The organism is Chelativorans sp. ZYF759, assembly GCF_012911015.1.
GTDB lineage: Bacteria > Pseudomonadota > Alphaproteobacteria > Rhizobiales > Rhizobiaceae > ZYF759.
Genome location: NZ_WVVV01000020.1, coordinates 22916 through 43531, shown reverse-complemented (window position 1 = coordinate 43531; position 20616 = coordinate 22916). Strand labels below are relative to the sequence as shown.

Genomic DNA, 20616 nt, shown 5'->3' with positions numbered 1-20616 from the left:
CCGGGTGTCAGGTCAGTCCCAGGATGCGCTGAAGTGAGAACAGCGTGAACAGAGAGGCGACCAGCATGCCGGCAAAGACGGCGCTCGCCACCGCGGGGCCGCGTTCATAAGCCGCGTCGGTCAGGCGCCATATGAGCACCAGGGTGAAGACGAAAAGCAGGATCGAGATGAAGACGACCCCCTCGCCCGGCTCGCCATAGACGAGGCGCAAAAGCGATGGCGGCAGCATGATCCAGGCGGTGATGGCGGTGCCCCAATTGGCCGAGACGACGTAATGCACGAAGCGTTTCTGGATACCGGCATAGGGCGAAACCACCGCCAGTAGGGCAAGCGGAAAGAGCCAGGTGCCAATGTCGACAATCGCCAGACGCACGACCACGCCCAAGCGGCTGCCAAAACCGCCCGGAAAACCTGCAAGGTCATCGGCCACGGCCACCCAACCTACCACCAGCGGCGGCAGGGCCACCACTATCGCGAAGAAGGAGGTCCAGAAACCGTCTGCCGACAGATCGTGCATGCGGATGGCTTCGCGCCGACCCCACATCATGCGCCAGGAGGCGGTCAGTGCGTTGTGGACGTAATCACCGCTCGGCATGCCTGGCCATCCAGTCGAGGAGAAACTGGCGGTATATCTCGGTCAGCGTCTCCAGATCGGCAAGGGCGACGTTCTCGTCGACCATGTGCATGGTCTGCCCCACAAGCCCGAATTCGACGACCGGGCAGTGGTCCTTGATGTAGCGCGCGTCGGAGGTGCCACCTGAGGTGGACAGGTTGGGGCGGCGGCCCGTGACCTTCTCGACGGCATCCGCCAGCGTGCCGCTGAGGGCATCGTTGCGGGTCAGAAAGCAAGGGCTGGGGCGATCGCGCCAGGCAATCTCCCAGACGATGTCGGCGCTGGCTGTCGGACGCAGCCGCCGCTCGGAGGCCGCGCGTTCAAGGCGCGAGGTGATCTCAGCCTTCAGCGTTTCGGCCGTCCAGTTGTCGTTGAAGCGCAGATTGAAGGAGGCGCGCGCGGTCTCCGCCACCACATTGACCGCCGGATTGCCGACATCGACGGTGGTGACTTCGAGATTGGTTGGCTGGAAATGCTCGGAACCCTGATCGAAAGGCGGGTCCAGAAGCGCATCGAGCAACGTCATGATGCCACGCACGGGATTGTCGGCGAGATGCGGATAGGCGACGTGGCCCTGCCGTCCCTTGACGACGAGATTGGCCGACAGCGTCCCGCGCCGGCCGATCTTGATCATGTCGCCGAGTTCGTTCGGATTGGTCGGCTCCCCGACAACCGCCGCATCCCAGGCCTCGCCGCGCGCCACGGCCCAGTCCAGCAGCTTGGACGTGCCGTTGATCGACGGACCTTCCTCGTCGCCCGTGATCAAAAGCGAGATCGAGCCCGCCGCCAGCGCGCTCTCGGCCTTCAGACGTGCGACGGCGGCCACGAAGCAGGCGATGCCGCCCTTCATGTCGACCGCGCCGCGGCCATAGAGCCGGCCTTCCGCGATCTCGGCCGAAAAAGGAGGGTAGGTCCAGGAGGCTGCATCCCCCGGCGGGACAACATCTGTGTGGCCGGCAAACATCAGGTGCGGGCCGCCATCGCCCAACCGCGCATAGAGATTCTCGACATCGGGCGTGTCGGCGTCGGAGAAAACAGGGCGGTCTACAGAAAAGCCCATCGGCTCAAGCATGGCCTGCAGCACGCCCATGGCACCGCCCTCCTCGGGCGTAACCGAGGGGCAGCGGATGAGGGCGGAGAGATTGGCGACGGGATCAATAGGCAGGGTCATGACCGGCAGGGATAATGCAACCGGCGCGAGCTGTCATCCATCCAGTTCTGCCGGTGGCTGGACCAGCCGGCAAGCAGCGCGAAGGCATGCCTCGAAAAGGTCCAGCGACCGCACGCGGCGACCAGGGCGCGCGTCGGACAATTCTGCGTTCATGCCGGACGGTTGGTATCCTGGCCGTATTGGTTGGGGCCTGTGGTGCCAGGAAACAGGCACAGGATCAGGAAGGCAAGGATGGAGACCACCGGGATGAAGAGGGCGACGGCGAAGAGACCTGGCTTGTCCATGTCATGCAGCCGCTTGATGCCGAGCGCGACATTGGACCAGATCGACAGGACGACCGCCACCCAGAAGAGGAACGCCCAGAACTGCCCCGCCGTGGAATCCTCCGGCACCAGCGTGAAGCGGTAGAGCAGGAAAGCCTGGACCACCGCCAAAAACAGGCCGGCCAGGAAATAGGCCAGCCGGCTCACCCGCCCCGATATGCCGAAGAACAGCCAGACGATGGGGTTCTGGTTCACCTCAATCCCTCAGAAGTTCGTTGATGGACGTCTTGGAACGCGTCTTCTCGTCCACCTTCTTGACGATGACGGCGCAATAAAGGCCGGGACCCGGCTCGCCATTACCCATGGGCTTGCCGGGCATGGTGCCGGCGACGACCACCGAATAGGGCGGAACCTCTCCCATGTGGATCTGGCCGGTCTCGCGGTCAACGATCTTGGTCGACTTTCCGATATAGACCCCCATGCCGAGGACCGCGCCTTCGCGCACGATGCAGCCCTCGACCACCTCGGAGCGGGCGCCGATGAAGCAATTGTCCTCGATGATGGTCGGACCTGCCTGCAGCGGCTCCAGCACGCCGCCAATGCCCACGCCGCCTGACAGATGCACATTCTTGCCGATCTGCGCGCAGGAGCCGACGGTGGCCCAGGTGTCGACCATGGTGCCCTCCCCGACATAGGCGCCGAGATTGACGAAAGACGGCATGAGCACGACGCCCGGCGCCACAAAGGCGGAACGGCGGACAATGCAATTGGGAACGGCCCTGAAACCGGCCTTGTCGAAATCCACAGCGCCCCAGCCGTCGAATTTCGAAGGCACTTTGTCCCACCAGGACGATTCGCCCGGCCCGCCCTTGATGACTTCCATCGGGTTGAGCCGGAAGGAGAGCAGCACTGCCTTCTTCAGCCACTGATTGACATGCCAGCTACCATCTTCGCGGCGCTCGGCAACACGCGCCTGACCGCGATCCAGCATGTCGAGTGCTGACTCGACCGCCTCGCGCACTTCGCCGCGCGTGTCGAAGCCGAGTGCCTCTCGCTCCTCGAAAGCTCGTTCGATTGTGGTTTCGAGGCTGGCGATATCCGTTTTCGACATCGGGAACTCCGCAGGGAAGGTGCTGTTAAGGGGGGTGGACTTACGATCACGCGTCGGGGATACCGCGACCGGCGCGGAAACTATGCGAAGCGCCACATGCGGTCAATTGCAGGAGGTCGGCAAGTAGCTGCTGGCCGGGATGGGAAGAACAAGATGAGATCCAGCCGCAAGCCAAGCTGGTCGCCACTGCCACATTCCAAGGAAGACCGGGAACGGGCGAAAAGCGTACCTGAAACACCACAGACCATGGCACCCAGCTATAGGCTGGCATGGAGCGACGAAGACTTCATGACGCAGCGGGATCTGCGCCCGGTGCGCCTCCAGCTGGAGCTGCTGAAGCCGGAACTGATCCTGGCCGAGCGCGGCATCGAATCCACTGTCGTGCTGTTTGGCGGCGCGCGCATTCCGGAGCCGGGCGGCCCAGCCTGGGCAGCCAAGAACGAGACCCAGAAGAAGAACCTCGAAGCCAATGCGCGCTACTACCAGGAAGCGCGCGAATTCGCGCAGCTGTGCTCGAAGCATTCGGCCGAACATGATTTTCGTGAGTTCGTGGTCGTCACGGGCGGCGGTCCGGGCGTCATGGAAGCCGGCAATCGCGGCGCGGCCGATGTTGGCGCGCCCTCGATCGGCCTCAACATCGTCCTGCCGCACGAGCAGGCGCCGAACCTCTACGTGACACCGGAGCTTTGCTTCAACTTCCACTATTTCGCGATCCGCAAGATGCATTTCATCATGCGTGCGAAAGCCGTTGCGGTCTTTCCCGGCGGATTCGGCACGATGGACGAGTTGTTCGAGACGCTGACACTGATCCAGACCGGTCGCATGGAACGCGTCCCGGTGCTTCTGTTCGGCAAGGAATTCTGGGACCGGGCGATCGATCTCGACTACCTGGCAGACCAGGGCACGATCTCGCCAGGCGACCAGCACATCATCGATGCCGTCGACACCGCCGAGGAGGCCTGGGGCATCATCTCGCGCTTCTACGCCGACGACAACAAGAGCTGATTGCGACGCGGCGCCGCTGCCAGACGGCCTTGTGCGGCTATGCAAATGCTCTAAGAGCCGGACATGAGCTCGAAACCCGCACAGAGCTGGTTTGCGCTGCTGCGTCGCGACAGACGTCTGTTCGCCGCGGTGGCCACCCTTTTGCTGGCCTTCCACGCGCTTCCCCTCACGCACGGGCCGGCCCACGCAGCGGCCATCATCTGCACCTTTGATGGCGAGCGAGGCCAACCGGTCGAGGCGGCGCACTCCTGTCCCATCTGCCTGGTGTCGGCCTCGTGTTCCGGCGGCCTTGCCACACTCGGCACGTCTCACGCCGTCAAAAACCCCGTGCCAGGCCTGACCGGCGATTTCCCGTGGCAATACCGTGATGCGGGCCTGCCCAGGCGGCCGACTGTCCATGCCGATTCCATTCGCGGCCCGCCTTTCGCCTGATTGCAGTGAAACATCCGCGCCCAAGAGCGTTATTGCATTCCGACGACAAGGAAACTTCCATGAACCGTGCATTGATTTCATTCACCGCCGCCGCGTTGCTGGCGGTCACCCTTCCCTTCCCTCAGGGGCTCGCAAATTGCGACGAACGACAGAGCGATGCCCAGGGCTGCGTCGAACTTCGCACCGTGGTTCTCGATGATCTGGAACTCGGTGATCCCTGGATCCGTGTCATGCAGCCTGGCCAGCAGGCCGGCGGCGGCTATCTCACCGTCACCAACCGTGGGCAGGAGGCCGACCGCCTGGTCCATGCCAGCACCCCGCGCGCAACGCGTACCGAAATCCACTCGATGGAGATCGTCAACGACGTGATGACGATGCGGCCCGTCGAGGGCGGCCTGGAAATCGCGGCCGGCGAAACACTGAACCTCGAGCCCGGCGGATACCACGTCATGTTCCTCGGTGTGGCGGACGCCTTTGTGGAAGGCCAGATCGTGCCGGTCACGCTGGAGTTCGAGGATGCCGGACGCGTCGACCTGGAGTTCGAGGTGCGCGGCATGGCGCATGGCCGGTCGGCTGCGCATGGGCAGGATCAGGGACACGATCACGGGCATCAGGGAGCCCAAGGTCACGGTCACGATCAGGACGATGGGGAAGGTCACACGCACGGCCACTGATCGTGCGGAACCGCGACCGGACGCGGGCGTTTTCAAGCAAAGGAGAACGCCCATGTCCGGTCGAACGAACTCCGACGACGACGTCGTCCGTCATCAGCAGGAAGAAGATCTCGGTCACGAGGTCCTGAAGCCCGGCGGCGCCGACCGCGCCCGGGCGAGCCACACGGGCTCGGGCAAGATCGGTGGAGAGGAAACGGGTCGCGACGACGAGGCCCAGCGCGACGCGGCGAGGCGGCGCAAGCCTCGGCAATAGTTTCAGCCCGCCACCGCCGGAATGATGGTCTTAAGAAAGGTCGTCAGATCATCGGTGACGTAATCGACATCGTCCTCCTGATCCGGGTCGCTTTCCCATATTTCCGAAAAGGTCGGCTCAAAATTGCGCGGCACGATGAGGACAGTCGTCATGCCCAGCGCTTTCGGGACGGCTAGATTTCGCGCCAGATCCTCGAACATCACCGCCCGTTTTGTGTCGACGCGATGCAGTGCAGTGAATTTGTCGTATGTCGAGTGGGCCGGCTTTGGCACCAGACCGGCGGCCACGATGTCGAAGATCTCGTCGAAATGGTCCAGAATGCCAAGCTGGCGGGCAGCGCGCTCCGCGTGGGGCCGATCGCCATTGGTGAAGATGAACTTTCGACCAGGCAGTTCCCTGATCGCCTCACCAAGGGCCGGATCGGGATCGAGCCAGGAATAATCGATGTCATGGACCTTCTCCAGAAAGTCGTCGGGATCGATTCCGTGCAGGCTGATCAACCCGTTCAGGGTCGTTCCATACTCCTTGTAGAGCTCCTTCTGGATCTTTCGCGCTTCTTCCCTGGGAAGCTGCAGAAGTTCCGACACGTATCCCGTCATCTTGACATCGATCTGCGAGAACAGGTTGGAATGATGCGGATATAGCGTGTTATCGAGGTCGAATACCCATTCGCGGATGTGGCCGAAGCGGGAGGGGTCGGGGATATTGGTCATGAGGCTTTATCGCATCCGGCAGCGCCGCGCGCCAATTTCCCATTGCCGATTTCCACCAAGGATTAACGCTTGCCCCCTAACTGGTTTCCCCAACGGGAGATAGGCATGGTCGGGGCACTGAAAAGATCGGTCGGCATCGCAGCGATCGCCATGGCGGGTTCCCTCGTGCTCACCGCTGTCGCGCTGCCGCTGATGGGGAAGCAGCCTACCATCATAACGCTCGTGATGTGCATCGCCGCGCCGATGTTGATTGCCTTCCCCATCAGCTACCACAGTTCAGTCCAGAAATTGCGGCTGCAGGCGGCCCTCGAGAGCCTTGCGGAAGCACATCAATCTCTCGCCGAAAGCGCGCGGCGTGATTCTCTCACCGGGCTTCTGAACCGCGGTGCCTTTCTTACCGCGATAGAGGCGGCATGCCGCGGACCCGATGCCTCGGATGGCATGCTGCTCATGGTCGACGCGGACGACTTCAAGAGCATCAATGACCGTTTCGGCCACGATGCGGGTGACCAGGCGCTGGTGGCGATTGCTCACGCCATGGGCCGCTCCTTGCGCTCCAGGGATATCTGCGGGCGGATCGGGGGAGAAGAGTTCGCCGTCATCCTGTCCGAAACCTCGCCAGCCGAGGCGCGCGCCTTGGCCGAGCGCCTTCGGCGCGAAGTCGAATCGATGCGGCTCGACATCCCGGGTCACGACGGCGCGAGGCTCACGGTGTCGATCGGTGCAGCGGCCCTGAGCAGCAGCAGCGATGCGTCCTCCGTCATGCGCCTGGCGGACAAGCGGCTCTACGAGGCGAAGAAGGCCGGGAGAAACCGCGCCGTCCTCCCGCGCGGCTCTACCCTAAGCGCGTCCGCAGCCTGAGGAGCCGGTTGTGTTCGGCGCCCGCCGGACTATATCCTTGAAAGCCTGTACATACGGGGCTTTCAGCCATGACACATCAACCCGGCGATCAAAGTCTGCTCAATCTGGACCAGCGTTCGCGCGACATCTTTCGGCTGATCGTCGACAGCTACCTGAAGGAAGGAGAGCCGATCGGCTCTCGTTCGCTGTCACGGATGCTGCCGCAGTCGCTATCGCCTGCAACCATCCGCAATGTGATGAGCGACCTGGAGCAGTTGGGCCTGATCCATGCGCCCCATATCTCTGCGGGCCGGCTGCCGACGCAACAGGGCCTGCGCTTCTTCGTCGACGCCTTTCTGGAGATCGGGGACATCTCTGACGACGAAAGGCGGGTAATCGAGGCGCAGGTGGAGGCTTCAGGACGCAACCAGACCATCGAGCACATGCTGACCGAGGCAAGCCAGATGCTGTCGGGCATGTCGCGCGGTGCGGGCCTCGTGATGACAACCAAGCACGAGGTTCCGCTCAAGCACATCGAATTCATCCAGCTTGAACCGTCCCGCGCCTTGGCGATCCTCGTCTCCCAGAACGGGGATGTCGAGAACCGGGTCATCGAACTTCCCGCCGGCGTCACGGCCTCTCAACTGGGTGAGGCGAGCAACTTCCTGAACGCGCATATCCGAGGTCGTACACTTTCGGAGGCGCGCGAGGAGGTGGCGTTGCTGGCGGCCGAGATCAAGACGGCTCTCGACACGCTGTCGCAGGACCTCGTGGCGCGCGGGCTGGCGATCTGGGCGGGCTCGGAAAGCGGCCTCCCCTCACGCCTCATTGTGCGCGGGCGCGCAAACCTGCTCGAGAACGTGACCGCTCAGGAGGATCTGGAGCGGCTGAAGCTTCTTTTCGAAGATCTGGAGACCAATGAAGGCCTGGTGCGCTTGCTCAATCTCGCCGAAGAGGGATCGGGGGTACGCATCTTCATAGGCTCGGAAAACAAGCTTTTCTCGTTGTCGGGCTCCTCGCTCGTCGTTGCCCCTTACCGCGACAAGGATGCCCGCGTCATCGGCGCGTTGGGCGTCATTGGCCCGACACGGCTCAACTATGCGCGCATCGTGCCCATGGTCGACTACACCGCGCAACTCGTCAGCCGCATCCTGAAATAGAGTTTCGCGGCGAACGCGACCCCGGGTATTTAATTCAAATTTTACCCTGTTGGACGCATCTTCTTGATGCTCGGGCCAGGATGGGGAACCATCATGTCGGCGGGCTTGTTTCCCCATCAGAATCGGAAAGAGCGACATGATGGCAGCCAAGAGCAATCAGAACGGAAATGTTGATGTAAGCCGAACCATCCGCAAGGAGATCGGCAAGGGCGCTAATCGCCGTCAACTGTCCCGTATGCCGGCGTTTCAGCCGGTCGAATACCTACCCGATCATCTGCGCCAGTTGCTGGCGCGGCTTGAGCAATCGGAGCCGATGGCGAGCAGTTGATCGGCCGCGGCCGGCAAAGGTCGGCCGCCACTTGCTGGTCCCCCGAGAGGCCCAGTTACTCCTCCCCCTTGTACGAGCTAGGCTCAAGTCCACCCAGCCGCCCTTGAGTTGGGGGACGACAAGAACCAGCGCTTGGTCTAATAGGCCTTCGATCAAAAGCATCGAAGGAGAGCGGCGTGGATCGACTGCAGGGCAAGGTCGCAATCGTGACCGGAGGAGCATCGGGTTTCGGCGCGGGCATTGCGGCCCGTTTTGCACAGGAAGGCGCCAAGGTCGTCGTGGCGGACCTCAATGCCGACGGGGCCAAAGCGGTAGCGGCGCAGATCGGTGCTAGCGCGATTGCCATTGGCGCGGACGTCTCCAGCCGTGAAGACACGGACGCCATGGTCAAGGCTGCGACCGACAATTTCGGCCGGCTCGACATCATGATCAACAATGCCGGCTACACCCACCTCAACGGCCCGCTGAGCGAGGTCGACGAGGAAACCTTCGACCGCATCTACAACGTCAACATGAAGGCGATCTACCACGCCACCCGGGCCGTGGTGCCGGTCATGGAGGCCCAGGGCGGCGGATCCATCATCACCACCGCATCGACTGCGGCACTGCGACCGCGACCTGGCCTGACCTGGTACAACGCCTCCAAGGGCTGGACGGTGACGGCCACCAAGTCGATGGCAGTGGAACTGGCGCCCCGGAACATCCGCGTCAACTGCCTGTGCCCGGTTGCCGGCGAGACCGGCATGCTGGCTTCCTTCATGGGCGAGGACACGCCCGAGAAGCGGGCGCTGTTCAGGGCCTCCATCCCGCTCGGCAGGCTTTCAACCCCGCTCGACATCGCCAATGCGGCCTTGTGGTTGGCATCGGACGAGGCGGCCTTCATCACAGGCGTCGCGCTGGAAGTCGACGGCGGCCGCTGCATCTGAGAAATAGCGCGTTGGCCCGGGAACGCGGACGGCAGCGGCGGCGTTGTGCGCCGATACGGGGGCGATGGCACGCATGACGTTCGAGCAGGGTTTTCTCTTCGCGCTGATAGGCGGGGTATTCGCACTCCTCATCTGGGGTCGCGTACGCTTCGACCTCGTGGCTTTCGGGGCCCTGATCGTCGCGGTGCTGGCCGGCGTGGTGCCCGCCGACGAAGCCTTCATGGGCTTCGGCAATCCGGCCGTGGTGATCATCGCCCTGGTGCTGATCGTCTCGCGCGCGTTGCTGTCGTCGGGTTCGGTGGAATTCATCGCGCGCTACGTCGTGTCGGCCGATCGAAGCCTGCCGGCCCATATCGGCATCATGTCGCTGGTGGGGGCGGGCCTGTCGGCCGTCATCAACAACGTCGCCGCACTCGCCGTCCTGATGACCATCGACATGGATGCGGCCAAGAAAGCCAAGCGCGCCGTGGCTCTGTCGCTGATGCCTTTGTCCTTCGCGGCGATCCTCGGCGGAATGATCACCATGATCGGCACGCCGCCCAATATCGTCGTCGCGCAGATCCGCGAGCGCGCCGTCGGCGAACCCTTCGGCATGTTCGATTTCACGCCGGTGGGTCTCGTCTGCGCGCTGGCCGGCATCATCTTCGTGGCGACAGTCGGCTGGCGCCTCATCCCCGTCAGCCGCAAGAACAATGCCGGTGGCGAGAATTCCGACACCGAACGCTTCGTGGCGGAAGCCAAGGTGCCGGAGGATTCCAAGAGCATCGGCCAGCGGCCGCGAGATCTCTATGAACTGGGCGATGACAACGACGTTTCCATTCTCGGGATCGTCAGGCGCGGCAGGAGGCTGAACGGCTTTGCCGCCGGCGAGGAAATCCGCAAGAACGATTTTCTCGTTCTGGAAGGCAACACCAAGTCCATCGAGGCCTTCATCGGCGCGGCCCAACTGAGCGCTCCTGGACAGGACGCGCATGGCGGGCTGACCGGGAAATCCATGACACTGGTGGAAGCCGTGGTGCCCCATGAATCGCGCATGATCGGCCGCACCGCACACGATCTGCGGCTGATCCAGCGGCGCGGGGTCACGCTGCTCGGCCTGTCGCGACAGGGCAGGCGCTTCCGCCAGCGCGTGCGAAATCTGTCGATCAAGGCCGGCGACGTGGTGCTCCTGCTCGGCCCGGAAGCCCGGGTCGCCCAATCGGTCGAGTGGTTCGGGCTGTGGCCGATCGAACAGGGTCGCCATCCGGTGATCCAGCGCCACAAGGCGCTTCTGACGATCGGCGTCTTCCTCGCCGCGGTGGCCGCGGCCGTGATGGGGCTGACCTCGTTGCCGATCGCCCTGGCCGTGGCGGTTGGCCTCTACGCGATCTTCAACATCGTGGGACCACGGGAGGTCTACGAGGCGGTCGACTGGCCCGTCATCGTGCTCCTGGCATCGCTCATTCCCATCGGCGTTGCGCTGGAAGAGTCCGGTGGCACGCTGCTGATCGCCCAGTCCGTGCTTGCGGTTTCGTCCGATCTGCCGCCCTGGGCCATCCTGGCGCTGGTCATGGTGGTGACCATGACGATGTCGGACTTCCTGAACAACGTCGCCACGGCGCTGGTGGCCGCCCCGATCTCGATCAACATCGCAGACGCGCTGCAGGTCTCGCCCGATCCCTTCCTGATGGGGGTCGCGGTGGCAGCCTCCTGCGCCTTCCTGACGCCGATCGGGCACCAGAACAATACGATCATCATGGGACCCGGCGGCTATCGCTTTGGCGACTACTGGCGCATGGGCCTGCCGCTGGAAATCCTGATCATCGTCGTGGCGGTGCCCACAATCCTGTTCGTCTGGCCGCTCTAGCCTAGAACTTGGGCGGCTCGCGCCCGGCAGTGCGGCAGGCAGAGACCAGCGTGTTGGCCATCAGCATGGCGATCGTCATGGGGCCGACGCCGCCGGGGACCGGCGTGATCGCACCCGCCTTGGCCGCAGCCTCCTCATAGGCCACATCGCCAACCAGCCTTGTCTTCCCCTCCCCCTTCTCGGGGGCCGGAATGCGGTTGATGCCGACGTCGATGACGGTGGCGCCAGGTTTGATCCAGTCGCCCTTGACCATCTCCGGGCGACCGACGGCAGCGACAAGAATATCTGCCGTCGCGCAAAGACCCGGTAGATCCTTCGTGCGCGAATGCGCGATGGTGACGGTGGCGTTTGCCGCCAGGAGAAGATGGGCCATGGGCTTGCCAACGATGTTGGAACGACCGACCACGACGGCGCTCAGGCCGGACAGGTCGGTCCCGCGCACGCGCTCGACAAGCAGCATGGAACCGGCGGGGGTACAGGGCACGAAGGCACTCGCCAACTCGCCCGTGCCAAGCCTGCCCACATTGATGAAGTGGAAGCCGTCGACATCCTTGTCCGGGGCGATCGTCTGTATGACTCGTCCGGAATCGATGTGGTCGGGCAACGGAAGCTGCACAAGAATGCCATGGATGGCATCGTCGCGATTGAGTTCGTCGATCAGCCCCAGCAATTCGTCCTCGGACGTATCCTCGCCCAGTTCGTGCTGAACGGAATGGAAACCGCATTCCTTGGCCTTGCGCGATTTCGAGGAAACGTAGACCTGGCTCGCGGGGTCCTTGCCGACGATGACCACCGCGATGCCAGGTGTCACACCGGTCTCGGAGATCAGTTCCGCGGCAGCTTGCTTGACGGTCGCCACGACCTCGCCCGCCACTGCCTTGCCATCCAGAATCTCAGCCATCTCAACCCTTCCATCTACAGATGTTCAAGGGCTGCATAATGGTCGAACGAGCTGTATACAATCCCGCGTTCGCGCCTTCCTATGGCGCGATGACGAAAATTCATGTGCCGTAGCGGCTGCGATCGGCACGCTGACGGGCCAATTGCTCGATGGCTTCGCGGCACTCGCGCAGACCTTCGCGAATGTCGTCGAAGCTCTCCGCCTCGCGCTCTTGCGGAATGTCAGTCGTCTTGCCAAGCGGTTCCGACGAATGCCGGTCTTGCTGCCGGCTTCGGTAAGAACCCACGGGATAGGTGCTGCGGGCAATCGCCGGGTCAGCAGCCGGGGGGTGCGCCGTTGGCGGATAGGTACGTCGTGCCGCGTCTGGCGCATGGCGCGACGAAGTATAGCCGTGGGTGTCGGGGGTCCACCCGTCAGCGGGGAAGGGTCGGCCCGCACCCTGGGGTCCGCCTGCTTCTTCCGCGGCTGCGAGGGCAACGCGGTCATCGGCGCGCTCGTCGTGCGTATGCCGGGGCGGGTTCTGCCAGCCGATCCACGCGCCACGGGCACCGGCGAATCCGATACCCAGCAGTAGGCCGAAGACCAGCCCGCCCGCGCTGATCACGGCGCGCGACACGCCGCTCGGCAGCAAGGGCGGCACCGCCTCCGAGATGATTGCCACGTTGGCCGTGTTGAGTTCGCGTTGCTCGCCGGTCTCGCGAGCGCGCAGGAGGAAGGCTTCGTAGACGGCACGCTTGGCTGCTGCCTCGCGCTCGAGTTCGCGCAATGTGACGAGCTCGTTGCCGAGATCTCCCTGACGGAGCTTGAGCCGGTTGAGTTCGGTGGACAGTTCCTGTTCCTGCTGCTGCGCGCGGCTGAGATCAACCTGCAGCGATGCGACGATCCGCGACAGTTCGGTGCGTATCTGCTGTTCGGCGCCGCGAAGCTGCGCCTGGATGGCGAGTTGTTCGGGATGCCGCGGCCCCAATCGCACCGCGAGCCGGTCGCCCGACAGCTGGAGGTTCGTGTATTGGGCTCGCAGTTCGGCTATCGAGCCGGAGGCAATCTGTTCCGGCAAGGAACCGTTGACCACCGCCTGTACATCCAGGTCGCGGGCGGACTGGGCGCGGGCACGCAATTCAACGGTTCGCGCACGAGCCTGGGACAGCTGGTCGTTCAGCCGGGTGATCTCGTCATCGGTAATGAGCCGACCCTGGGCGTCGATGATCTGATTCTCGGCCTTGAAGGTTTCGACCGCACGTTCGGCCTGTTCGACGCCGAGGCGCAACTCGTCCAGCCGGGCGGTGAGTTCGTCGGCCGCACGGCCCGTCGACCCGGCCTGAATGCGGGCGGAAGCGTCGAGATATACATCGGTAAGCGTGTTGGCGATCAGGGCGGATTTTTCCGGGTCGTTGGAAAGGACGCCGACACTGACGACGAAGGTTCGACCGCCGCGGCTGACGCTCAGGGCTCGACCGAGATTGACGATGGCGATCGCTTCACGGCTATCCTCTCCGGCTACGCCTGCGGACGAAAGAAGGCTTCTCAGCGCATCCAACAGAGCCATCGGCGAAATGCCTGCCGATCCCTGGCCGTTGAATTCCTGATCGGCGGTGAGGTTTAGCCGGTCAACGGTCTCACGCAGGACGGGGCGTGATGTCATCACCCGGATCTGGTTCTCGATCATGGCCAGTGCGGCATCGGCCTGGAGACCGCCGCGACCGGCATCGCGATCAAGCACGGTCCATTCGCGCGGATCGATGAGGATGTCAGTGGCAGCATAATAGGCACGAGGTGTCGACAGCGCGACCGCGATTCCCAGCACCGTGCCCAGAATGGCACAGCCGATAATGAGCCCCTTGGACCGCCAGACCTCCCCGATAACCGCCGCCGGGTCGACCAGGGGGCGCCAGACTGCCTGGCCGCGCATACGGCTGGGTTCAGGATCGCGCCGCCGTTCGGCGCGTCGGACAGGCTCGCTCGCGCGGCCCTTCGCCGGGTTCAATTCCTGGTGATCGAGGTGGTCCTCTGACGTCTGCGGGACAGGAGCCGACATAGGGCGGGAGGGCTTGGCTGGGACCTCCTCCGCACGCGCGCTTTCCTTGGGAGCGTTCCCGGACGGTCTCCACCGTCCTGCAAGCCGGGACCACAAAGACCGCGGCTCGGGGGAGGATGCTTCGATTGGCGCCGAAGGGGTCTCAGGCGGGGCGGGCACGGGCGACGTCACGACACGATCGCGTGGCGCGGCGCGCGGCGGCGCTTCGTCCACCGTAAGAAGGGAGCCCGAGCCCCTGCCTTGCCCGTAATCCGACGCCATGACGCCTCTCACCAAGGAAAACCCATGCGGGCCATACGCGCCGCGATTCCTGAAGCGAATGTAAACGCGCATGGAAAATGAAAGGTTAACTGGGGTTGCGCCAACGATCGCTCACCCAACGGCGCGTTAAGCTTTCTCCGCTAGACCTCGGATTGAGCTTCACCATTGTGCCGAGGTAGCGCCAGCCAATGGCCTTCAATCTGCAGGCTATCGCCAATCCGGGCCGGGTCGTCCGCGATTACCTGGCCGCGCTCAGCGGGTCGGGCGGACGGCTCGTCTTCTCGCTTCTCTATTTCGTTGTGCTTGCCAATACGCTGTCCATCGCCGAATTCGGCCTGTTCGCGACGGCATCTGCGACCGGCGTGGTGCTGTCGCGCATATTGTCGTTCGGCTATGTGTCGCCGCTCTATCGTATCGCGACCGTGCGCCCGTCCCTCATCGGCACCTATACGGCCGGCTTTCTCTTCATGTCGCTGCTTTCGCTGCCTGTGCTGGCGATTGCGGCCTACGCGATGTTCGAGCTGGTCTTCGCCGGACAGATGGCGATCCTCACCTTCCTGCTCATCGTTGGGGCCGAGGCACTACTCTGGCGGCCGACGGAAGCCGTGATTATCGTCAATAACGGAATGGGCAGGTTCGGGCGCGGCGCGATCCTCGTCGTCGCCGGGACGGTCATGCGCGCGCTCGCCGCGCTGGCGCTGATGCTTTCGGCCAGCCAGACGCTTGCCGATTGGGCGCTGCTCTATCTTCTGGCCAACGCGGCCGTGCTGGCGCTGGCGGTGGTTGCGTTCCAGCCGCGCCAGAGGCTCAGGCTGCGACCGCGACTCTGCCTGCGGCACCTGCGAGACTCCCTCTCTGTGTGCCTGTCCGACATCCTCTTCTACGTCCAGATGGAACTCGACAAGCTGATGGTGCTGGCGCTTGGCGGGGCGCAGCTCGCGGGCATCTACGCCATCATCATGCGGCTGGTCGATCTGACCGCAGTGCCCATCCGGACTTTCTCGATGATGCTCGTGCAATCGATCATGAAGCGGCCCGACCGCGCATCTGCGCTTTCGACACGCGCGCTGCTCGAAGTGGGTGTCTTCGCTGTCTCGACACTCGGCATCTCGGCACTGGCGCTCATCCTGCACATCCGCCCCGGCCTGCTGGGTGCCAATATCGCGCAAGCTGCGCCACTGGTGCTGCTGGCCCTGCTCGTGCCGGGCCTGCGCAATCTCGTCGAGTACCACGCTGAGCTTCTCTATGCGCGCGGCCAGACTCTCGTCCGCGCCTTTAACCTGGCGCTGCTGGCTGGCGTGAAGGCTGTCCTGCTCGCCTGGATCCTCACGCTCTTTACCGCCGAGGCGGAGATGGTGTTGTGGCTTAACGGCGCCTTTGCGGTAATCTACGCGGCCTCGGCGCTGCTGACCTACACCGCAATGCGAATGCCCGCCCGCCCGCTCTGACAGACCTCAATTGACGGAGCGCCTGGCGCCCGGCAGGTCCAGCGAAAAAGCGGGAATGGCGACGTCGAAGATTTCACCGCCAGCCGTACGCATGGTGTAGCTGCCCACCATGATGCCGGACGAGGTCTTCAAAGGGCATCCGGACGTGTACTGGAAGCTGTCACCAGGCGCGAGTTCGGGCTGCTCCCCAACCACGCCCGGGCCCTTCACCTCCTCCACGCGTCCGTGTCCGTCGGTGATGCGCCAGTATCGCGACAGAAGCTGAACTTCCTGGTCGGAGTTGTTGGCGATGGTGATTCGGTAGCCCCAGACATAGTGATCCTCGCCGGGATCGGACCTGTCCTCGAGGAAGAAGGATTCGACCTCAACGGCGATCCCGCGTGTGGTGGTGCTGTACATGTCAAACTGCCTTTCGCCATCTGATCTTGGCAACCAAACGCCTGCGGTCAACGGGCCGTCTCCTGAAAGTGACCAGACTTCCGCATGATGCCCCTGTGTGATCCCCCGCGACGACTGTAGATAGAAGCGGATCGAAGGGAATGAACAATGCTTGACGGCTGGGCGAAATCGCGGATCGATCCGCTCATGGAGCATTCCGCAGAGCGCTTGGCGGGTATCGGCATAACAGCCAACCAGGTGACAGTAGCCTCATGGGTCCTGGGCCTCGCCGCAGCCGCCGCCATCGCATTCGAATGGTATGTGCTCGGGCTGGCGCTCTTTCTTCTCAACCGTCTTGGAGACGGCCTCGACGGCGCCATCGCGCGGCTGAAGGGGTCCACTGAACTCGGAGGCTATCTCGACATCGTGCTGGATTTCGCCATCTACGGCGCGGTTCCACTTGGTTTCATCCTGGCCGAGCCGGGGGCGAACGCGCTGGCGGGCGCCGTGTTGCTGGTTTCCTTCTACGTCAACGGCGCCAGTTTTCTGGCGTTCTCGGCCATTGCTGCGCGGCTGGGCATGGAAACACGCGTGCGCGGGCCGAAATCGATCTACTTCACGACAGGACTGGCCGAAGGAACGGAAACGATCCTGTTCTTCGTCCTCTTCTGCCTTTTTCCCGGATCATTCGCCCCGCTGGCATTGGTGTTCGCCGCCATGTGCTTCTGGACGGCGTTCTGGCGCATACTGGAGGCCCGACGGCTATTCGGATGAGCAAGAGCGCAAAAAGAAAAAGCCCGCTGCCGGGAGGAGGTGGCAGCGGGCTGGATCTCAAATGCGGCGCGGGAGGAGGTGCACCGCATTCGGGTAATCAGCATCTGGGAGGAGGTAGATGCGTCATGGGTATTTATCTAGCCTCTCCCCCGCGTGCCCACAACGCTGTGTTGTGCATGGCACCTATGCGTTTTTTGCAGCGCACAATTGTCGCATCGTGAACAGTTATTAAGCAGAACGATCAAGGGCGCGATCGAGGTCATCGATAAGGTCACCGACGTCCTCCAGACCCACTGAAAGCCGCAACGTACCGGGGTTAATGCCGAGTTCGATGCGTGCTTCCTCTGCAAGATTCTTGTGCGTCGTGGTGGCTGGATGCGTGATGAGGCTCTTGGCGTCGCCCAGATTATTGGAAATGCGCACGATCTCGAGCGCGTTCTGGAAGGCGAAGGCGGCCTCCTTGCCGCCCTTGAGTTCCATGCAGATCAGGGTCGAGCCACCGCTCATCTGCCGTGCCACGATGTCTGCCTGGGGATGGTCCTTGCGGCCCGGATAGATGACGCGCCCGATCTTCGGATGATCGGCGAGGTGATCGGCGATGGCGGCCGCGCTTTGGGTCTGCTGGCGTACCCGCAGCGGCAAAGTCTCGAGCCCCTTGAGCAGCGTCCAGGCATTGAAGGGCGACAGGGCGGGGCCGGTGTGGCGATAGTAGTCGTGCAGATTCTCGTCGATCCACGCCTTGTCGGACAGGATGACACCGCCCAGGCAACGCCCCTGGCCGTCAATGTGTTTGGTCGCCGAATAGACGACGATATGGGCGCCCAGTTCCAGCGGCTTCTGAAACAGCGGCGTGGCAAAGACATTGTCGACAACGACGCGCGCGCCGACGGAATTGGCGAGACGGGATACCGCCGCGACGTCGACCACTTCAAGCGTCGGGTTCGTGGGGCTCTCCAGGAAGAACAGCTTGGTGTTCGGCCTGACCGCCTGCTCCCATTCTTCCATGCGTGTACCGTCGACGAGCGTGGTCTCGACGCCATATTGCGGCATCAGCTTTTCCACGACCCACCGGCACGAGCCGAACAGGGCGCGGGCTGCAACCACATGATCGCCGGCTCGGATGCCGCACAAAAGCGCTGCCGAGACCGCGGCCATACCGGAAGCCGTTGCACGGGCGTCCTCCGCGCCCTCCAGAAGGCACATGCGCTTCTCGAACATGTCGACGGTGGGATTGGCATAGCGCGAGTAGATGAAGCCCGGTTCGTCGCCCTTAAAGCGCGCCTCCGCCGCTTCGCCGCTTTCGTAGACGAAGCCCTGGGTGAGGAAAATCGCCTCGGAGGTCTCGCCAAATCCGGAGCGCAGCGTGCCGCCATGCACCAGAGCGGTTGCCGGCTTCCAATCCTTGGTCCTGTCGGTCATATGCCTGTTCCAAACAACAAAAAACCGGCCGCGGGAAGTCGCAACCGGTCCGAAATTCGGCCCTATTTAGCGACTTGTTTAACGTGGCTGCAAGCCGGCCGGCCAAATCACCACGGGATAAATCTGCTTTAGTGCGTCGTGCTTCTTGCGTCAATCGCCGGGAAAGCTAAGCAGGAACCCGACCAGATGCGGAGAAACAGGTGGCCGAAGCAGGCATACTCCCGGACCACGAGATCGCGGCCCTGTTCGACACGGGCGCACTGACGGCAACGCGTGCGCTGGACGCGGACCAGATTCAGCCGGCGAGCCTCGATCTGAGGCTGGGCGCCATGGCATGGCGGGTGCGCGCCTCTTTCCTGCCGGGTCCCGACAGCCTCGTGGTCGACAAGCTCGAGCGGCTGAAGCTGCACCAGTTCGACCTCACCGAGGGCGCGGTCCTTGAAACCGGCTGCGTCTACATCGTGCCGCTGATGGAAAGTCTGGAGCTTCCCGCCCACATCTCGGCCTCCGCCAATCCGAAGAGCTCCACGGGCAGGCTCGACATCTTCACCCGCGTCATGTCGGACAATGGCGAGGAATTCGACAAGATCCCGGCCGGCTATTCCGGGCCGCTCTACCTGGAAATCAGCCCGCGGACCTTTCCGATCCTGGCGCGTGCCGGCTCGCGGCTGTCTCAGGTCCGGTTCCGCCAGGGCGGCGGCACGCTGAGCGAGGCCGAACTTCACGATCTCCATGCCGCCGAGACGCTGGTCGCTGCCGAACGCCCGAACATATCGGGCGGCGGCATCGCCCTCTCCATCGACCTTTCGGGTGAGGTTGGCGGTCTCGTCGGCTATCGCGGCAAGCGACATACCGGCCTGATCGACGTCGACAGGCGCGATGCCCACGACATTCTCGACTATTGGGAACCGGTCAGGGTGCGCGGGCGCAACGAGCTCATCCTCGATCCCGACGAGTTCTACATCCTGGTCTCTCGCGAGGCAGTCCATGTACCGCCCGGCTACGCCGCTGAAATGACCCCATTCGACCCGCTGGTGGGCGAATTCCGGGTGCATTATGCGGGCTTCTTTGATCCCGGTTTCGGCCATTCAGCAGCAGGCGGGACAGGCAGCCGAGCCGTGCTCGAAGTGCGCAGCCACGAGGTGCCCTTCATCCTGGAGCATGGCCAGATCGTCGGCCGGCTCGTCTACGAACGCATGGCCGCGCTGCCGAAGGCGCTCTACGGGACGGACCTCAAGTCAAATTACCAGGCGCAGGGCCTGAAGCTGTCGAAACATTTTCGCGCCGCCTGAGCGCCACTAGGTCAGCGGCGGCTCGGACCGGATCGCCATGATCGACTTGTTGACGCCCATCCATTTCTCATGAACGACCTCGCCGTCTGGAAAGAGCGTCCCCATCTCCCGCGTCGACAACAGGCGGTGGTAGTGGACGATCTCGCGCGCCTCTTCCAGCGAACCGATACGGTCGAAAAAGCCGAGTTGGAAGCGGGTCAGCAGTTCGGCGCGCAGGCGCTTGGGCAGATACTGGAACCCGGGGAAGCGGAAATGCGGCTCGTAGGGAAACCAGAAATTGGGTGTCTGGACGAAATAGCGGGGCGCGAGCCGGCGGGTGTTCCGGGCAAACAGCTCGAATTCGGACCAGCTGCCGACATGCTCGATCACAGAATTGGAATGGACCAAATCGAACCGCCGCTCCGCCATCAGTTGCGGATCCACTGCGCTTTCACGGCTCGCCGAGAACAGGTCGCGGTCCGAGACCGTCTGCTCCTGGGGGTTTATCAGCGTGATATGCAGCCGTGACCGGTGGCGCCGAAGGAACTCACGACCGATGTGCCAGTAGGTCTCGGTCCCGCCCATGTCGAGGATTTCGACATGTTCCTTCTCGCGCATGATGTCGTCGAGAAGTGATTGCACGCGCGCGAAGCGCCGGGCGCGGAAACTGTATTCCAGACTCTGATCGTTCTCGTAGGGATTGGAGGCGACGGGCTGGAAGAAGGCGCGCGCGGCGCGGATGGCGGTGGAAGGCAAAAGACGGTTCCTATTGGCTACCGTCGAAATTAAGGAAC

22 protein-coding genes and 1 riboswitch are annotated in these 20616 nt (G+C 63.4%); of the genes, 12 read left to right on the top strand and 10 right to left on the bottom strand.

Translation table 11 applies throughout. The features are described from left to right. Positions 1 to 7: 7 nt before the first annotated feature. The 4 genes from GRZ55_RS21230 to dapD all read right to left on the bottom strand — a co-directional run bounded on the left by GRZ55_RS21230 (position 8) and on the right by dapD (position 3158). Positions 8 to 595 carry a transporter gene (locus tag GRZ55_RS21230; protein WP_169288953.1) on the bottom strand — a complete coding sequence of 196 codons (588 nt, stop codon included), beginning with the start codon at positions 593 to 595 and terminating at the stop codon, positions 8 to 10. Next, positions 582 to 1784 (bottom strand): succinyl-diaminopimelate desuccinylase, encoded by a 1203-nt coding sequence (gene dapE / locus GRZ55_RS21225; RefSeq protein WP_169288952.1) that lies wholly within the window; start codon positions 1782 to 1784, stop codon positions 582 to 584. Before dapE ends, GRZ55_RS21230 begins: the two co-directional genes overlap by 14 nt. Before the next feature lie 149 nt (positions 1785 to 1933). After that, complete coding sequence (locus GRZ55_RS21220; RefSeq protein ID WP_169288951.1) at positions 1934 to 2302, bottom strand: DUF805 domain-containing protein; 369 nt, start codon at positions 2300 to 2302, stop codon at positions 1934 to 1936. Between the two features lies 1 nt (position 2303). Continuing rightward, the gene (dapD, locus tag GRZ55_RS21215; protein ID WP_169288950.1) at positions 2304 to 3158 is read right to left on the bottom strand and encodes a 2,3,4,5-tetrahydropyridine-2,6-dicarboxylate N-succinyltransferase; all 855 of its coding nucleotides are present in this window, start codon (positions 3156 to 3158) and stop codon (positions 2304 to 2306) included. A gap of 153 nt (positions 3159 to 3311) precedes the next feature. Between dapD and GRZ55_RS21210 the strand changes: the two genes are divergently transcribed. The 4 genes from GRZ55_RS21210 to GRZ55_RS21195 all read left to right on the top strand — a co-directional run bounded on the left by GRZ55_RS21210 (position 3312) and on the right by GRZ55_RS21195 (position 5522). Further along, the gene (locus GRZ55_RS21210; protein ID WP_169288949.1) at positions 3312 to 4163 is read left to right on the top strand and encodes an LOG family protein; all 852 of its coding nucleotides are present in this window, start codon (positions 3312 to 3314) and stop codon (positions 4161 to 4163) included. Positions 4164 to 4226: 63 nt separating this feature from the next. After that, positions 4227 to 4595 carry a hypothetical protein gene (locus GRZ55_RS21205; RefSeq protein WP_169288948.1) on the top strand — a complete coding sequence of 123 codons (369 nt, stop codon included), beginning with the start codon at positions 4227 to 4229 and terminating at the stop codon, positions 4593 to 4595. A gap of 59 nt (positions 4596 to 4654) precedes the next feature. Then, a complete protein-coding gene (locus tag GRZ55_RS21200; RefSeq protein ID WP_169288947.1) occupies positions 4655 to 5269 on the top strand; it encodes a copper chaperone PCu(A)C in 615 nt (204 codons plus the stop codon). A gap of 52 nt (positions 5270 to 5321) precedes the next feature. Then, the gene (locus GRZ55_RS21195) at positions 5322 to 5522 is read left to right on the top strand and encodes a hypothetical protein (RefSeq protein ID WP_169288946.1); all 201 of its coding nucleotides are present in this window, start codon (positions 5322 to 5324) and stop codon (positions 5520 to 5522) included. 2 nt (positions 5523 to 5524) lie between these two features. Here GRZ55_RS21195 and GRZ55_RS21190 read toward each other — a convergent pair whose 3' ends face one another. After that, entirely contained in the window at positions 5525 to 6235 is a 711-nt protein-coding gene (locus GRZ55_RS21190) for a pyrimidine 5'-nucleotidase (protein ID WP_169288945.1), read from the bottom strand. Between the two features lie 105 nt (positions 6236 to 6340). On the opposite strand from GRZ55_RS21190, the gene GRZ55_RS21185 reads away from it, so the two are divergent. The 5 genes from GRZ55_RS21185 to GRZ55_RS21165 all read left to right on the top strand — a co-directional run bounded on the left by GRZ55_RS21185 (position 6341) and on the right by GRZ55_RS21165 (position 11335). Next, positions 6341 to 7096, top strand: coding sequence for a GGDEF domain-containing protein (locus GRZ55_RS21185; protein WP_169288944.1), 756 nt, complete (start codon positions 6341 to 6343; stop codon positions 7094 to 7096). A 68-nt stretch (positions 7097 to 7164) separates the two neighbouring features. After that, on the top strand, positions 7165 to 8235 hold the full coding sequence (gene hrcA, locus GRZ55_RS21180; RefSeq protein WP_169288943.1) for a heat-inducible transcriptional repressor HrcA: 1071 nt from the start codon (positions 7165 to 7167) through the stop codon (positions 8233 to 8235). A gap of 136 nt (positions 8236 to 8371) precedes the next feature. Beyond that, entirely contained in the window at positions 8372 to 8563 is a 192-nt protein-coding gene (locus tag GRZ55_RS21175; protein WP_169288942.1) for a hypothetical protein, read from the top strand. Positions 8564 to 8739: 176 nt separating this feature from the next. After that, on the top strand, positions 8740 to 9489 hold the full coding sequence (locus GRZ55_RS21170) for an SDR family oxidoreductase (RefSeq protein WP_169288941.1): 750 nt from the start codon (positions 8740 to 8742) through the stop codon (positions 9487 to 9489). A 73-nt stretch (positions 9490 to 9562) separates the two neighbouring features. Then, positions 9563 to 11335, top strand: coding sequence for an SLC13 family permease (locus GRZ55_RS21165; protein WP_169288985.1), 1773 nt, complete (start codon positions 9563 to 9565; stop codon positions 11333 to 11335). Between the two features lies 1 nt (position 11336). On the opposite strand, the gene folD is transcribed toward GRZ55_RS21165, so the two are convergent. Both folD and GRZ55_RS21155 read right to left on the bottom strand, forming a co-directional pair. Continuing rightward, on the bottom strand, positions 11337 to 12236 hold the full coding sequence (gene folD, locus GRZ55_RS21160) for a bifunctional methylenetetrahydrofolate dehydrogenase/methenyltetrahydrofolate cyclohydrolase FolD (protein WP_169288940.1): 900 nt from the start codon (positions 12234 to 12236) through the stop codon (positions 11337 to 11339). A 100-nt stretch (positions 12237 to 12336) separates the two neighbouring features. Further along, on the bottom strand, positions 12337 to 14145 hold the full coding sequence (locus GRZ55_RS21155; protein WP_169288939.1) for a GumC family protein: 1809 nt from the start codon (positions 14143 to 14145) through the stop codon (positions 12337 to 12339). A 575-nt stretch (positions 14146 to 14720) separates the two neighbouring features. Here GRZ55_RS21155 and GRZ55_RS21150 point away from each other — a divergent pair. Further along, complete coding sequence (locus GRZ55_RS21150) at positions 14721 to 15980, top strand: lipopolysaccharide biosynthesis protein (protein WP_169288938.1); 1260 nt, start codon at positions 14721 to 14723, stop codon at positions 15978 to 15980. 6 nt (positions 15981 to 15986) lie between these two features. Here GRZ55_RS21150 and apaG read toward each other — a convergent pair whose 3' ends face one another. Then, the gene (gene apaG / locus GRZ55_RS21145; protein ID WP_169288937.1) at positions 15987 to 16379 is read right to left on the bottom strand and encodes a Co2+/Mg2+ efflux protein ApaG; all 393 of its coding nucleotides are present in this window, start codon (positions 16377 to 16379) and stop codon (positions 15987 to 15989) included. A gap of 147 nt (positions 16380 to 16526) precedes the next feature. On the opposite strand from apaG, the gene GRZ55_RS21140 reads away from it, so the two are divergent. Beyond that, complete coding sequence (locus GRZ55_RS21140; protein WP_169288936.1) at positions 16527 to 17132, top strand: CDP-alcohol phosphatidyltransferase family protein; 606 nt, start codon at positions 16527 to 16529, stop codon at positions 17130 to 17132. 228 nt (positions 17133 to 17360) lie between these two features. Here the strand turns inward: GRZ55_RS21140 and GRZ55_RS21135 are convergent, their stop codons facing one another. Next, positions 17361 to 18551 (bottom strand): O-succinylhomoserine sulfhydrylase, encoded by a 1191-nt coding sequence (locus GRZ55_RS21135; protein WP_169288935.1) that lies wholly within the window; start codon positions 18549 to 18551, stop codon positions 17361 to 17363. 45 nt (positions 18552 to 18596) lie between these two features. After that, a riboswitch (SAM riboswitch) is annotated at positions 18597 to 18675 on the bottom strand. Positions 18676 to 18751: 76 nt separating this feature from the next. Here GRZ55_RS21135 and GRZ55_RS21130 point away from each other — a divergent pair. Then, positions 18752 to 19843: a 2'-deoxycytidine 5'-triphosphate deaminase gene (locus GRZ55_RS21130; RefSeq protein WP_169288934.1), complete on the top strand. Its 1092-nt coding sequence runs from the start codon at positions 18752 to 18754 to the stop codon at positions 19841 to 19843. Positions 19844 to 19849: 6 nt separating this feature from the next. Here GRZ55_RS21130 and GRZ55_RS21125 read toward each other — a convergent pair whose 3' ends face one another. Then, entirely contained in the window at positions 19850 to 20578 is a 729-nt protein-coding gene (locus GRZ55_RS21125) for an SAM-dependent methyltransferase (RefSeq protein WP_210257463.1), read from the bottom strand. Between the last annotated feature and the right edge of the window lie 38 nt (positions 20579 to 20616).